Below are 14,414 nucleotides of genomic sequence, written 5' to 3' on the forward strand. Positions count from 1 at the left end.
ATATATCTTGAGTTGTTGGCCACAATTCCTGAGCTAAAATTGGCTAAAATTGATGGACTAAAAATGGCTATAATTGCCGGGCTCTAACACGCGCGCGAGGGGCTTGTCCCCTGGGCCGGTGCTGTTAAGAGTCATGCCCTTGTGCTGGCACCCGCCATGACGAAGTCATGGCGGGAAGGTTGACAGCCGCTTCGCGGCTGAGGTTTGACAGGGCTGACGCCCTGAGGGTTCGAAAGTTTGACACAGCCTGCGGCTGTGAGGGTTGTGGTGGGCGGCTGCGCCGCCAGTTTGTATAAAACCGTACAACCGCCCTGGCGGGCGAGGGAAAAGAGTTTCCCCCTTGCCCGCTTCGCGGGACTTCCCCCGCAAGCGGTGGCAGAACAAAGCTCCGCGAATCATTTTTCTCAAAAGTTGCTCTACATTAAGCACGGGTTGTAGTCCCACCGCACAGCGGGGGGAAGGTGGTGCCGTAGGCACCAAAGGGGGGAAAGCCGCCGTAGGCGGCTAACGCATCGCCATGCTTAGCGTGACTTACGTAGAAACAGGGAAAGTACGTAACGCTGATTTCATAAGCATTGCCGCGAAGCGGCTATCCACAACCCTTTGAACCTTATGAACCTTCTGAACCCTTTGAACCCAATCAACGCAAGTGAATCAAACGCACAGCATACCAAATGACTCAAAAAAGGAGGTCTTATGCAGCAAATTGAAAAACTGATTGATTTATACCCTGTAAAGACGGTAAGTACAATTTTCCTGATTTTCCTGATGGATGCAAGGACTGTCCTCTTCCTCTGCTTCGCCCTGCTGGTGGTGCTTGACTGCCTGACCAGGTGGACGGCTATCAGCTTCAAAAGTCTTGCGGAACGGAACAAAAAAACGACGCTGGCGGCTGCGCTCTGGGGCATACCCTCAGCCAGAAGGAAAGGGCTGATCCGAAGTTTCGACATGAGGTTGGGGATGGATAAACTTCTTCTCTATCTTCTCTGCACACTGGCCGCCTCATCCTGCGATATGATTTTCGGCGTCCTGGGGACGCCGGCATGGATGACCAGTTTCATCATAGGCTACATGAGTGTGACGGAAATTCTGTCAATCATTGAAAATTTGTCGGATGCGGGCGTCAGCTCTCTTTCCCGGCTGGCTGAAAAACTGAAAGGAAAACTCTGAAATGCTTGGAATCGATGTATCGGAACACAACGGAGAAATCGACTGGAAACGAGTTGCGGGAGAAGGCGCAGGCTTTGCCATTATCCGGGCGGGATACGGAAGCGCCTATCTGGACAGCCGGTTTTATGAGAACGTGAATGGAGCCCATGACGCGGGACTGAAACTGGGGGTGTACCACTTCGGATATGCCCGCCATGGGGGAGAGCTGGAAGTGGAAAGGGATTTCCTTCTCTCCATCCTTGGGGACTGCGGCCTTACACCGGACCTTCTCCCCATGGGGGTCTTCTGGGATGTGGAAGAGGACTCTTACAGGAATAGGGAGTTTCCAAGGCCCGGGGTGATTAACCGGATGTGCCACGCATTCTGCGAAGGCGTCGCCGCCAAAGGCTACCGGGCAGGCATCTACTCCAGCGCCGGATGGTTTCAAAGCCACATCAGGGCGGCGGAGTTCAAAGACCGCCTCATCTGGGCGGCGCAGTGGTGGAAAGAATGCATGGTGAAGGAAGCGGCTCTTTGGCAGTTTACGGACCATCTGGAAATTGGCGGTCAGCTTTTTGACGGAAACCGGCTTTTGGAGAATGATCATGGCGGTGAATTATGAAACCCTCATCCGCCGCCTTCTCCCTCTTCTTCTTGCTTTCCTTCTGGGCCTTGCCGGTGGATGCGGCCTCACCCTTTTCATCGGAGAAAACCTACCGGATAACGGAAACAGAGCTTTTCAGACTGGAATCGGACTTGGACAGAGCCTTAACGGAGAACGGGAAACAGAAAGAACAGTCAGAGAGGCTGAGGTTACAGCTGAAAAACTTGGAAACTCAGTCGAAAGAGAGGAAGAAAGCCTTAGAGACGGTAAGGAAATCCTTCGAAGAGTACGCCAGAGAGGAGCGGAAAAAACAGGAGAGCCTTAGAAGGGAAAGAAATGCTGCTATAGGCGTGGCCGGACTGCTGGTAGTGGCATTGGTGTCAGGAAAATGACGACGAAAGGAGAAAATATGGAAAATCTCATAGACCAGCTGCAGGTGATCCGCGTACAGCTCGACGAGCTGGAAAAAGAAATCCGCGGGATGATGCCGAAGAAGGAAGAAAAGCCGCCAGTCACCTTGGGCGATGTGCGGGGGCTGATGGCGGAGAAATGGAACCTTGGGAAGAGGGATGAAGTGAGATCTCTTCTGGCAGAGTACGGAGCCAAAAAGCTGACGGATGTATCGCCCAGGCACTATGAAGAATTGGCAGGAAAGATAGAAGCATTATGAAAAGGAGACGCTATGAAAGATTTGACGAAAGTGGTGACAGGACAGAACACAAGATTTTCCTATGCCAACGTGTGGGAACCGCGTAAGTTTAAGGGAGACCGGGCCAAATACTCCATCTGCCTCATTATCCCCAAAGAGGACGGAGAAACCCTTGCCAAAGTGGAGCAGGCCATAGCAGAAGCCTACCGGCAGGGACAGGAAAAGCTCACAGGAGCCGATGGGAAAACAGTGCCCCTCTCAAGCATGATCCTTCCGCTTCGTGACGGCGACATGGACAGAAGGAACGATACGGTTTACCGCCATACCTACTACCTCAACGCCAGAAGCGACATACCGCCGGGCATTGTAGACGGAAGCCTGAATCGGATTACCGAGAAATCCGTTTTCTACTCCGGCTGCTACGGCAGGGCATCCATTCACTTCTACGCCTTCAACCACGATGGAAAAATGGGCATCGCCTGCGGGCTGCTCAATCTGCAGAAACTGGCAGATGGACCGGCGCTGGGAAACTGGAGCACGCCGGAAGAAGATTTTGGAGACTTTATTTTCACTTGAGAAGATAAGCGATTGATGCATAGGAGGAAGGATCGTAGAGTGGAGTCAAAAACTATGGCATAAGAATGTGTCAAATGCAAAAGGATTGAAGATCGAGGATCGGGAGGAATGGAGTCAAATGAAAAGGGATCGAAGATTGAAGATCGAAGATCGTTTTGACCCTCGAACTTCGACCCTCGGTCCCTGCTCAAATGACATTATAGGTATCTCATCGAAATGAGGCTGTCATCCCCGCCCCCCGACCTTCGGTCCCTGCTCAAATGACTCTAAAGGTATTCCTCCTGATTGACGCAACCCTCTAACACTTTAATTCGTAAGACCGGATAAGGCGCATGAGAATTCTTGTTGTCTGATCCTGCATCTGCATAACAGGAAGCAATTCTTCTTTTGTAAGATAACCAATATCCATGCATGTGATAAGTTGTGCTTCCAGTTCGTATGCAGAACCTCTTGCAATATAAAGAAAATGAATTCTGTCCTTTATTGTTTTACGTCCGAAACCTTCGGCAATGTTAAAAGTTATGGAAGTAACTGCTCTTCTGATCTGTGATGATAACGCATATGTTTCACTGGGAGGAAGTTTAGAGATTACGTTTTTATACGTCATTATTGTAAGTTGTCGTGACATTTTGAATACAACCAAATCATGATAGCTGCCCATGGCGTAAAACCTCCTTGAGTTATGTTAATCCCACAATGTATAAAACACTACGATAAATCTTATTATATCATGACAAAAGCGGAGAATAGAGTCAAAAGCGGAGTATAGCGTCAAAAGTGACCATATAGAATAGAGTCAAAAGAAAAGGGATCAGGAGGTAGAGTCAAAGGCACGCATATAGAATAGAGTCAAATGAAGAGGGATCGAAGATTGAAGATCACAGATCGTTTCGACCCTCGACCCTCAATCCTCGGTCCATTCGCTATTGACACTACCGGTAACCCGTCGAAATAACTTAACCCTCCCCGACCCTCGACCTTCGGTCTTCGGTCCTTTCACAAATGATACTACTGGTAACCCGTCGAGATGACCCAACTCTCCCGACCCTCGGTCCATCCGCTATTGACGTTGCCGGTAACCCGTCGAAATGACGCACTCATCCTCGACCCTCGATCCTCGGTCCTTTCACATATGATACTAATGGTAACTCGTCGAAATGACTCAACTCTCCCGCCCCCCGACCCTCGACCCTCGGTCCGTTCGCCTATGACTATAATGGCATTACCCCACTATTGACGCTAACCACGCAAAGGAGCTCAAATGACACTCACACTAGATATCGAAACCTACAGTCCCACAGATCTTGCCCGCAGCGGCGTGTACAAGTACGCGGAGCATCCGGATTTTTCCATTCTTCTCTTTGGCTACGCCGTGGACGACGGAGAAGTGAAGGTGGTGGATCTGGCGAAGGGGGAGTGCATACCTGATGAAATCCTTCAGGCCCTCACGGATCCGCTGGTGACGAAGTGGGCGTTTAACGCCGCCTTTGAACGAATCTGCCTGTCCCGGTATCTTCGGGAACACTGCTCTTCCCATTTCCTTTCCTACGGTGAGGCGGGGGACACGGCAGGAAAGTACTTGGACCCTCTGGGGTGGAAATGTTCACAGGTGCTGGCTTCATCCTTTGGATTTCCTCTTTCCCTTAAAGACTTGGGCAATGTGCTGGGGCTTTCAGAAAGAAAGATGGACGAGGGGAGCCGTCTCATAGGGCTCTTCTCCCTGCCCGGGCCAATGGGCCGCCACTTTCCGGAAGAGTTTCCGGAAGAGTGGGAGCTTTTCAAGAAATACAACGGCCGGGACGTGGAAGTGGAAATGGAAGTGCGCAGAGCCTTTGCCCCTTTCCGGACGTCTGCATCGCTTTGGGATGAATACCACGAGGACCAGCGGATTAATGACCGGGGCATTCCGGTGGACATTCCCTTTGTGAAAGCGGCCCTTTCCATGGGAGAAAAAGCGGGCATGGATTTGCTTTCACGGCTGAAGCACCTGACAGGCCTTCTGAATCCCAAATCCCCCTGCCAGATGAAAGCATGGCTTTCGGCCAACGGCCAGAAGGCGGATTCTCTCACGAAAAAGGAAACGGCAAAACTCCTTGCCTCTTCTACCGGCGCAGTCAAAGAAGCCCTCATGCTCTATGGACAGGTGCAGAAATCATCCCTTGCCAAGTACGGCGCCATGATTGACGCCGTCTGCGGCGACGGGAGAGCCCGGGGTATGTTCCGTTTCTATGGCGCCGCCAGAAGCGGCCGCTGGGCGGGGCGGCACATCCAGCTCCAGAACCTACCGAGAAACAGTCTGGAAGACCTTGACCTGGCCCGGCGCCTTTGATGGAAGGGGACTACGAGAAAATGGATTTCCTCTTCGGCTCCGTTCCCGACACCCTCTCCCAGCTCATACGCACCGCCTTTGTGGCACGAAAGAGCTATACCTTCATTGTTTCCGATTTCTCATCTATAGAAGCGAGGGTCCTGGCCTACATGGCAAGGGAAAAATGGCGCATCGATTCCTTTGCAGCAAACAAGGATATATACGCCCAGTCGGCACAGAGAATGTTCAGTAAGCCCGTGGTGAAAGGCGGCATTAACAGTGACCTTCGGCAGAAAGGGAAAATCGCCGAACTGGCATTAGGCTACGGCGGGGGAGAAGGGGCCCTGATGGCCATGGGCGCCCTGGACATGGGACTCACGGCAGAAGAACTGCCAAACCTTGTAAACATCTGGCGCGGCGCCAATCCCCACATCGTTTCCTACTGGTGGCAGGTGGACCGGGCTGTGAGAGAAGCCATAGAGCAGCTCAGAGTCACCAGAGTGGGGAGCCTTTCCTTCTACATGAAAAAAGGCACCCTCTTCATCGCCCTTCCCTCTGGCCGCCGCCTTGCCTATCCCGGCGCCGCCCTCACCGGCAGCACCTACGGCAGAACAGCCATCACCTACATGGGCCTTGATACCAAAAGGAAATGGAGCCGCATCGAATCCTACGGCCCCAAATTCGTAGAAAACATCATCCAGGCCATCTCCAGGGACATCCTCGCCTATGCCATGCATAACCTCAGGGATTATTTCATCTGTGGCCACGTGCACGACGAAGTCATTGTGGAATGCAGGGAAGGAACGGCGGTGGAAGAAATCACCGATATCATGGAACAGACGCCGGACTGGATGCCGGGGCTCCTGTTGAGGGCGGATGGGTATGAGACGAGGTGTTATCGGAAGATGTGACACTTACGGCGGGAACTGGACTGTCATTGGTGGACGGATCGAGGGTCGAAGATTGGGATCGGGATCGGGGAGCCACGCTTTACACTTGTCATCCTGAGCGAAAGCGAAGGAACGTCGGTCGACCAATTAAAAGGAAAGCCCTCTTATGGGCAGGCTAAGGGCCAACTTTGGTCGACTCGCGCATTCTCTGCAGAATGCGCGCATTACGCGTCGAAAGTGATGCTATTGGCATTAAATACCAGTTAGCGGGGCGGTGCTTTCCTGTATTCCCGAAGGGGCCTGCGGCCGTTGGCCGCAGAGGGGCGTATGGCATCCATCGGGCCTGTGGTCCTCGGTGCCAAGGGTTGTGGCCGCTGACGCGGCGGGGGCGAAAAGGGGCGCTTTTCTATAGGAAAGGCGCCTTTTTCTATGGAATGGAGCGGAATAAGAAGCCCCTGAAGTGCTCTGGGCTTCCGGGCGTATAACTTATGGTTTCAACTTTGAATCTGATTCTGCTACAATAGAGAAAATAAGGAAGGGGGACGACGTATGCCCACGCTGAATTGGATTGGAAAAGACAAGGTAGTGAATTATCATCTGAAGGTGCCTTACCATGTACTGGAGAGGAAGTACAGCTTCGATGAAAAAGGACAGCATGAGAAGGACAACGGCAGTGAGAACATGATTATCCATGGAGATAATCTGCTGGCCCTAAAGTCACTTCTTCCTAAGTATGAAGGAAAAATCAAATGCATCTACATCGATCCGCCCTACAATACGGGCAATGAAGGATGGGTGTATAACGATAATGTGAACGATCCCCGCATCAAAAAGTGGCTGGGGGAAGTGGTGGGAAAAGAAGGGGAGGATCTGTCCCGCCACGATAAGTGGCTCTGCATGATGTATCCCCGGCTTCGGCTGCTGCAGAAACTGCTGGCTGAGGATGGGGCCATTTTCATTTCCATTGATGATAATGAACAGGCTAATTTGAAACCAATATGTGATGAAATTTTTGGACAACAAAATTTTGTTGCGACTTTTGTTTGGCAAAAGAGAACATCACCAGATATGCGTAAAAGGGTAAGCACGGCTCATGAATATATCTTATGTTACACCACTAATACCAAATATATAGAAAATATTATAAATTTAGCAGAGCTGGACGAAAAGGATAAGAGTAAATACACAAATCCTGATAATGATCCAAAGGGACCTTGGGCATCCAGCGATTTTACTGCGCAAGGATACCGTCCTAACCAAATGTATACTATTGTTACACCAGGTGGAAAATCATATACACCTTCCCCAGGACATTGTTGGAAAAATATTGAAAGTGAATATTTACGACAGTTAAAAGAAGGGCGAATGTGGTTTGGCAAGGATGGCAACTCAATGCCACGTAGAAAAACCTACTTATCTGAACGTGAAGGGAAAAACGTATGGACTTGGTGGAGCAATACTGATGTAGGTCACACACAAGAGGCCACTCAAGAATTAACTAAATTGTTTGGAACAAAAACAGCTTTTGATTATCCCAAACCAGTTAGACTTATTCAGAAAATCATACAAATTGCAACTCATAAAGATTCTATTATTCTTGACTCTTTTGCAGGTTCCGGAACCACTGCTCATGCAGTATTAAATCAAAACCAAAAGGATGGAGGACACCGTAAATTCATTTTAATTGAAATGATGGACTATGCCGATACCATTACTGCTGAGCGGGTAAAGCGTGTGATTTCTGGATATGGAGATGGCAAAAAGGCCGTTCCCGGCACCGGCGGTAATTTTTCCTATTATGAGTTAGGCCAGCCTCTCATGAAGGATGGTTTCCTCAATGAAGATGTGGGAGAAAAGGCTATCCGGCAGTATGTGTATTTCATGGATACGAAGGAAAATAGGCCGGAGGAAAAGGCTGAAGAGCCCTATTTCCTTGGAAAGCATCTGGGTACGGCCTATTATTTCTTCTATAAGAAGGATGAATCTACCACCCTTGACTATAAGCTGCTCAGTACGGTGAAGACGAAGGCGGAGTCCTATGTGATGTATGCGGACAGCTGTCTTTTGTCGCAGGATGAACTGATGAATTATCATATTACTTTTAAGAAGATTCCCCGGGATATTGCCCGTTTATAAGGAGGCCATGATGGAGCTGAAAAATTATCAGAAAACGGTGATGCATGACCTGGCCGACTATATGGATGCGGTGAATGAGGCGCCGGACCTTTTCCGGGCGTGGGATTTGTACTGGAGCAGGAAGGATATTACTGTCGGTGACCACGGTGTGCCGGGCTACAATAATTCCATCAGAAGGGTGCCCCATGTGTGCATGAAGGTTCCCACCGGAGGTGGTAAGACTTTTATGGCCTGCGCTTCTTTGAAAATGATTTTTGACAGGATGCCTCTTTTGAAAGCCCGGGTGGTGGTGTGGCTGGTGCCGTCCAATTCTATCCTCACCCAGACCATTTCCAATTTGTCAAATCCCAGCCATCCGTACCGCGTAAGGCTGGATCGGGATTTTCAGGGAAAGGTGGAGGTGCTGACGAAGGAAGAGCTTCTTTCGGGGCAGAATTTCTCACCGGACACAGTGCGGGATGAATTGACGGTATGCGTCCTTTCCTATGATTCTCTCCGCATTGACAGTCGGAACAAGGATATCCGTAAAGTGTATCAGGAGAATGGCAACCTCTATCGCTTTGCAGAGGAGTATCAGAATAAGGAAATGCTTCTCCCCAATACGCCGGACACCGCACTGATCCAGGTGCTGCGCCAGCTGTCACCGGTGACCATTGTGGACGAAAGCCATAATGCTTCTTCCGACTTGTCCATTGAGATGCTGAACCACTTGAATCCTTCCTTTGTCCTTGACCTGACTGCCACGCCCAGAAGCAATAGCAATGTGATTTCCTATGTGGATGCCAGGGAACTGAAGAAAGAGCATATGGTGAAGCTGCCGGTGATTGTATATAACCGGTACTCCAAGGATAAGTCATTGGCGATGCCATCAGGCTTCGGAATTTTTTAGAGGAAAAAGCTAAAAAAGAGGAAGAAAATGGGGCACCCTATATCCGTCCTATCGTCCTTTTCCAGGCCCAGCCGAAAATCGCCAGTGACAGCGATACCTTTGGAAAAATCAAGAAAATTCTGGTGGACCTTCATATTCCGGAAAACCAGATCGCCATTAAAACGTCTAAAGTGGATGATTTAAAAGACAGAAATCTCCTTTCCCGGGACTGCCCTGTACGCTATATCATTACGGTGAATGCATTGAAAGAGGGGTGGGACTGTCCCTTTGCCTATATCCTTGCATCATTGGCCAATAAGACATCCCAGGTGGATGTGGAGCAGATTCTGGGCCGCGTACTCCGCCAGCCCTATGCCAAGAGGCAGAATGATTCTGTACTGAATATTTCTTATGTGCTCACCTGTTCCGCTGACTTCCGCTCTACCCTGGACAGTGTGGTGAAAGGGCTGAACGGTGCGGGATTCTCGTCAAAGGATTACCGCATAGGCAGTATGGCGGGAATGGAAAATCCAGCCGACGAAAAGGTGCCCGCTTCCATTTTTGACACCCCTGCCCAAATGCCGGAAAAGGACAACGCGGCCATAGAAAATACTTCTACAGAAGATACAGCGCAGGACGACCTGTCAGATATCCATACCGATGCCATTTCCCGTAGTCTGCAGACGCCCTCTTCCATGACAATCCAAGAAACTGGGACGGAAATGGAAAACCCATCGGATCCCCTGACTGACATGGTCAATCATGCGGAGAAAAGAGAAAAAGAGTATATCCATGATGCCAAAGAGGCCGAAGAAAGTGGACTTCAGGGAGGGGAGCTGGGAGATATGCTTCATCAGTACAAGATGAAAAGTGAATTCCAAGATGAAATGGAAACCATAAAGCTGCCGCAGTTTGCGATAGTAACCGGAGCTTCCCTTTTCAATGGTGCAGGGAAAATGGCGGTGACCAAAGATGCATTTCTGAAAGGTTTCTCCCTGGAACACGAAGATGCCCATGTGGCCTTTTCCAATACGCCGGACAATATGTATACGGTAGACCTGTCTGAAACCGGAGAGGCTGTACCGCAGTACAAAATGACAAACCGTTATGTGAGAGCAGCATTTCGGGAGAGCCTGGAGGCCATGCCGAATGAACAAAAGCTGCAGGCATGCATTAACAGCATATCCAGTGCCATTTCCCGCTATGATAATGTGAAAGATGAGGAGGTGCGTCAATACCTGAAACGGGTCTTTGAAGGCCTGACGGAGAATGAAATCGACCAGGCCCTGCAGTCTATCAATGCCTACGGCCGGGCGGTAGAAGAAAAAATCAGAAATCTCCAAAATGAATATCGAAAGAAAACATTTTCCAGAAAAGCGGAAGCAGATTTATCCGTGAGCCCTCTGTACAGTTTCCCAAAGGTCATTACTCCTGCAAAAGCTGTCAGTTCCATTCCTAAAAGCCTTTATGAAGCAGAATCAAATGATATGAACAACTTTGAGTGGACCATGGCCAACGCCATGGCGCAGATGGACAACGTCAAATGGTGGCATAGAAATATTGAGCGCAAAGGATTCTTCATCAATGGCTTTATCAACCACTACCCCGATTTCATCGTCATGACGAAGGCAGGACGCATCCTTATGGTAGAAACGAAAGGAGACCAGCTGCTGAATGATGACAGCAGGGATAAACTCCTTCTGGGACGTAAATGGGCAAGCATGGCAGGAATCAGTTATCGGTATTTCATGGTATTTGAATCCATAGATCCGAACCTGGACGGTGCATTTGCCAAAGAGGATTTCCTCAATCTGTTAAAGAAACTTTGATTTTCATCCATCCCGCCCATGATTCACCGGCGGAGAGAAAGTAAAAATAATCCGGTCGGATGCGTATTATGCAGCCCGGCCGGATTTTATTTCAAAATTTTTTCAAAAATTTCTTTACTGTGCCAAGTCCTGTCATAGTCCCTGCGTATAATAAAGGTAGAAGCCCTGAAACGGGGAAGCATCTTATATCATTACAAATGAGGCGATAGATATGAAAATCGAATCGGTGGAAAAGACGGCGAAGGTCATTGCGGCGCTGCTGAAGGAGAAATTTCCGGACGTCCACTTCCACGTGGAGGCGGAATACCCGAACGGGACGGATAGGGTGGTTGTCCGGTATACAGATGGACCGGCGCCGGTGCTTGTGCATTACTACATCGATAAATTCCAGACCATGCACCCTTTGAATGGAGACCTGGTTTTCCTGACTCTTGACCCTTCTATACTGGGGTGTTCGGGGACCAGCCTTGTGTGCTGTGACTGGAGACTGTCTCCGGCTGTTGAATCCATGGTGCGAAAGGCCTATGAGGCGGAATTTCATGAGCCCTATCAGTATAATGGTCATGGCTTCTTTGACATCACTTCCTACTACCGCAGCTGTCCACAGCTCTGGCCGGCGAAGTATCAGCGGCTCTATGAAGAGCAGAAAAAGGTGCCTAAGGAAGAGCCGCCGGTGCTGAAGAAGAAGGATGATAAGGTGGTTTACTACGAGGATTTCAAAACTGCGGCGCTTCACTATGATGTAGATCATCATTTTCAGTAAGTGTTAAAGGATCTGAAGCATTACAAATGAGGCGATATACATGAAAATCGAATCGGTGGAAAAGACGGCGAAGGTGATTGCGGCGCTGCTGAAGGAGAAGTTCCCGGACGTCCACTTCCACGTGGAGGCGGAATATCCGAACGGGGAGGACCAGGTGGTTGTCCGGTATATAGATGGACCGGTTCCTCAGCTTGTCCATTACTATGTAGATAAGTATAAAAACCTTTTCATTATCAATGGAGACTTGTTATATCTTCCTCTTGATCCTTCCATCCTTGGATGTTCGGGAACCGGTCTTGTGTTTTGCGACTGGTCTTTGTCGCTTTCCGTTCAATCAATTGCTTTAAAAGCTTATGAATGTGAATTTAATAAGCCTTATGCTTCGGAAGGCAATGAATTTATTTCGATTTCTTCCTACTACGAAGGCCGCCCGCAGCTCTGGCCGGCGAAGTATCAGCGGCTCTATGAGGAGCAGAAGAAGGTGCCTAAGGAAGAGCCGCCGGTGCTGAAGGAGAAGGATGATAAGGTGGTTTACTACGAGGATTTCAAGAACGCCGCCATGGACTATGCGATCAAGCATCATAACTGGTGACTAGTGGCTAGTTGCTAGTGGCTGGTGGCTGGCTGCGAGCTGCTCTATCCCCACAGGGCCCCGCCGACCGGTAGTTAATAGCGTTTCTGGTCACTTTCTACTCTTACCGAGATCCTTCGCTGCGCTCAGGATGACAGTGGAGGGCGTGGCTCCAGTATCTGGTAGCTTGTATCTAGGAACCAGCCACCACCGCGCCGCAAGGCACTGGGCGTGGAATAGAGGAGTGGAAAGTATATAAGAAAAAGGCAGTGAAGAAATGGAAATCATTTCTTCATTGCCTTTTTTCATTTATTCACAGGAAGCGGTCAATGGGCGTATCAGGAAGTCCGCTATCAAAAAATGCTTCATGTCCGTTCAGCTGCTCTGTTGTCATTTTCATTATAGAAGTACCTCCAGATATTGACGGATTAATGTGTCCACATGGAAAAGGGGAGCGTAGGTCATGAGGCGGTTCAGGTCCTTGTCGGGGCGGGATATGTAATTTTTAAGGGCGGCCTGGAAATCCTGGATTTCAAAGGAGCTGCGGCTTCTAACCAGGTCGCAGATGGTTCTTTCCAGGTCGTAAACAGGTATGAGGTGGTTAAAGGAGTTCCTGTATTCCATGCGCCCCAGGGATAGGAGTTCCTTTTTTACGGTGAATACTTTGATTCCGGATTTCTTCATTTTTTGCGTGTTATAGCCGGAATAGATGGTGATGGTCTGGTTCATGTGTTCATGGTCAGTAAGGCCGTGGTAAAAGAGGGCTTCATCATGAGAAAAAACAGCCTTAGGATACCGGAGATGAAGTATAAAGGCTGGATCTTCCCAGACGCCGGGAGATAGATAAACGCCGCGGGCCGCCTTTTCAAAGTGGTGCGTCTCCACAAATTGATAGAAGGCAGCTTTGGAAATGCCCCGCTTCATAGCGTTTTTCATCAGCAGTATGCCGGAGTTGTCAATCAGGGAATCTAAAGTCATGAAATCACCTACTTTAATGCTTATATTATAAATGAAATAAGCACGAAAGTCGAACACGGAGGAATGGGGAGCTGATAGATGGTAGACAGTAGAAGATAGTTGCTAGTGGCTAGTGGCTGGTAGCTGGTAGCTAGTTCCTTGTCCCTGGATCCAAGCCACAAGATACTAGCTACTAAACAAGCTGGTGGCTGGGGAGCGCCTGACGGCGCGGCCGGGACCGGGATCGAGTTCGGGGGCTGGCAGCTTGTCCTCTCCCCGCTGTCATTTCGACCGCAGCAAAGTGGAGTGGAGAAATCTCACTGCTCAATGGTGCAGGACGCATTACGGTGGAATAAGATGATAGAAGTTTATTCTATTATAAAAAAGCCTCTCTTTCAAGGGGCTTTTTTCGTGGCTTTATAAAGATGAACAGGAAGCTCATCAGTCAATTACATCAGAAACCGGTCAAGGTTCCTTTTTGCGTACAGCAGGCGGCTGTATTCCCGCAGGGGCCTGCGCCTTCGGCGCAGAGGGGCTTATGGTATCCGTCGGGGCTTCGCCCCTCGGTACCATGGGTTGTGTTCGCATCGCTCAGAGGGCGTAAGGCAGCTTATAGGTCTTTGTCTTCATGAATCCTTCTCTTTGCACGGCCGAAGACTTCAGATGCGGAATAGCGGACTGTCGATTGCGCTGCTGCTGCATCAGCTTCGTCCAGTTTTTTCTCTACGGCATCGGTGAGGGCGGAGTATTGTTCAATACTCATGAGAACCATGGTGCCATAGCCGTTTTTCGTGAGAAAGACAGGCTCATTGTCCTGCAGGACAGCTTCTTCGATTTCGGGAAATTTGTTTCTAAGGTCAGAAACAGGGCGGATAGTCATCACAGAAAGCACCTCCTTGTATCAACATTTTATCATTATTTTATCATAGGTGCAATAAAATAAGGGATTATGGACACGCCCGAAGGGCGTGAGGGTTCAGAGGGGTCAAAAGGTTCAGAGGGTTCAGAGGGTGGTGGTGGGCGCCCTTCAAAAAGAAGGGGCGCCAGTTTGTATAAAACCTTTACAACCGGGCTTCGCCCGGGGGAAAACAAGCCAACCACGCCTCCGGCGTGT

Annotated in this window: 15 protein-coding genes; 12 read left to right on the forward strand and 3 right to left on the reverse strand. The window is 49.5% G+C overall.

The genetic code is table 11. The annotated features are described in order from the left end of the window. Positions 1 to 696: 696 nt before the first annotated feature. Genes QZQ29_RS05945 through QZQ29_RS05965 form a run of 5 tightly spaced genes read left to right on the forward strand, consistent with a single transcriptional unit; the run spans position 697 to position 2,978 of the window. Positions 697 to 1,170: a phage holin family protein gene (locus QZQ29_RS05945; protein WP_296961067.1), complete on the forward strand. Its 474-nt coding sequence runs from the start codon at positions 697 to 699 to the stop codon at positions 1,168 to 1,170. Between the two features lies 1 nt (position 1,171). Beyond that, complete coding sequence (locus QZQ29_RS05950; protein WP_296961070.1) at positions 1,172 to 1,771, forward strand: GH25 family lysozyme; 600 nt, start codon at positions 1,172 to 1,174, stop codon at positions 1,769 to 1,771. Continuing rightward, on the forward strand, positions 1,768 to 2,145 hold the full coding sequence (locus tag QZQ29_RS05955) for a hypothetical protein (RefSeq protein WP_296961072.1): 378 nt from the start codon (positions 1,768 to 1,770) through the stop codon (positions 2,143 to 2,145). Before QZQ29_RS05950 ends, QZQ29_RS05955 begins: the two co-directional genes overlap by 4 nt. A gap of 17 nt (positions 2,146 to 2,162) precedes the next feature. Further along, on the forward strand, positions 2,163 to 2,423 hold the full coding sequence (locus tag QZQ29_RS05960; protein WP_296961076.1) for a hypothetical protein: 261 nt from the start codon (positions 2,163 to 2,165) through the stop codon (positions 2,421 to 2,423). 12 nt (positions 2,424 to 2,435) lie between these two features. After that, a complete protein-coding gene (locus QZQ29_RS05965) occupies positions 2,436 to 2,978 on the forward strand; it encodes a DUF2815 family protein (RefSeq protein ID WP_296961079.1) in 543 nt (180 codons plus the stop codon). Between the two features lie 298 nt (positions 2,979 to 3,276). Here the strand turns inward: QZQ29_RS05965 and QZQ29_RS05970 are convergent, their stop codons facing one another. Further along, on the reverse strand, positions 3,277 to 3,639 hold the full coding sequence (locus QZQ29_RS05970; protein ID WP_296961082.1) for a four helix bundle protein: 363 nt from the start codon (positions 3,637 to 3,639) through the stop codon (positions 3,277 to 3,279). Positions 3,640 to 4,239: 600 nt separating this feature from the next. Here QZQ29_RS05970 and QZQ29_RS05975 point away from each other — a divergent pair. The 7 genes from QZQ29_RS05975 to QZQ29_RS06005 all read left to right on the forward strand — a co-directional run bounded on the left by QZQ29_RS05975 (position 4,240) and on the right by QZQ29_RS06005 (position 12,364). Beyond that, positions 4,240 to 5,307, forward strand: a complete 1,068-nt coding sequence (locus tag QZQ29_RS05975) for a hypothetical protein (RefSeq protein WP_296961086.1) — start codon at positions 4,240 to 4,242, stop codon at positions 5,305 to 5,307. Further along, positions 5,307 to 6,197, forward strand: coding sequence for a DNA polymerase (locus QZQ29_RS05980; protein ID WP_296961089.1), 891 nt, complete (start codon positions 5,307 to 5,309; stop codon positions 6,195 to 6,197). The genes QZQ29_RS05975 and QZQ29_RS05980 overlap by 1 nt, the downstream gene beginning before the upstream one ends. Positions 6,198 to 6,725: 528 nt before the next feature. Continuing rightward, positions 6,726 to 8,312 carry a site-specific DNA-methyltransferase gene (locus tag QZQ29_RS05985; protein WP_296961090.1) on the forward strand — a complete coding sequence of 529 codons (1,587 nt, stop codon included), beginning with the start codon at positions 6,726 to 6,728 and terminating at the stop codon, positions 8,310 to 8,312. A gap of 7 nt (positions 8,313 to 8,319) precedes the next feature. After that, complete coding sequence (locus QZQ29_RS05990; RefSeq protein WP_296961093.1) at positions 8,320 to 9,201, forward strand: DEAD/DEAH box helicase family protein; 882 nt, start codon at positions 8,320 to 8,322, stop codon at positions 9,199 to 9,201. A 122-nt stretch (positions 9,202 to 9,323) separates the two neighbouring features. Next, a complete protein-coding gene (locus QZQ29_RS05995) occupies positions 9,324 to 11,009 on the forward strand; it encodes a hypothetical protein (RefSeq protein WP_296961098.1) in 1,686 nt (561 codons plus the stop codon). A 211-nt stretch (positions 11,010 to 11,220) separates the two neighbouring features. Beyond that, positions 11,221 to 11,772 carry an LPD29 domain-containing protein gene (locus QZQ29_RS06000; RefSeq protein ID WP_296961101.1) on the forward strand — a complete coding sequence of 184 codons (552 nt, stop codon included), beginning with the start codon at positions 11,221 to 11,223 and terminating at the stop codon, positions 11,770 to 11,772. Between the two features lie 40 nt (positions 11,773 to 11,812). Next, a complete protein-coding gene (locus QZQ29_RS06005) occupies positions 11,813 to 12,364 on the forward strand; it encodes a hypothetical protein (RefSeq protein WP_296961104.1) in 552 nt (183 codons plus the stop codon). A 378-nt stretch (positions 12,365 to 12,742) separates the two neighbouring features. On the opposite strand, the gene QZQ29_RS06010 is transcribed toward QZQ29_RS06005, so the two are convergent. Both QZQ29_RS06010 and QZQ29_RS06015 read right to left on the reverse strand, forming a co-directional pair. Continuing rightward, positions 12,743 to 13,321, reverse strand: a complete 579-nt coding sequence (locus tag QZQ29_RS06010) for an abortive phage infection protein (RefSeq protein WP_296961107.1) — start codon at positions 13,319 to 13,321, stop codon at positions 12,743 to 12,745. Positions 13,322 to 13,910: 589 nt separating this feature from the next. Next, a complete protein-coding gene (locus QZQ29_RS06015) occupies positions 13,911 to 14,183 on the reverse strand; it encodes a type II toxin-antitoxin system Phd/YefM family antitoxin (protein WP_366663867.1) in 273 nt (90 codons plus the stop codon). Positions 14,184 to 14,414 lie beyond the last annotated feature (231 nt).

Source organism: uncultured Dialister sp., from assembly GCF_900538805.1.
GTDB lineage: Bacteria > Bacillota > Negativicutes > Veillonellales > Dialisteraceae > Dialister.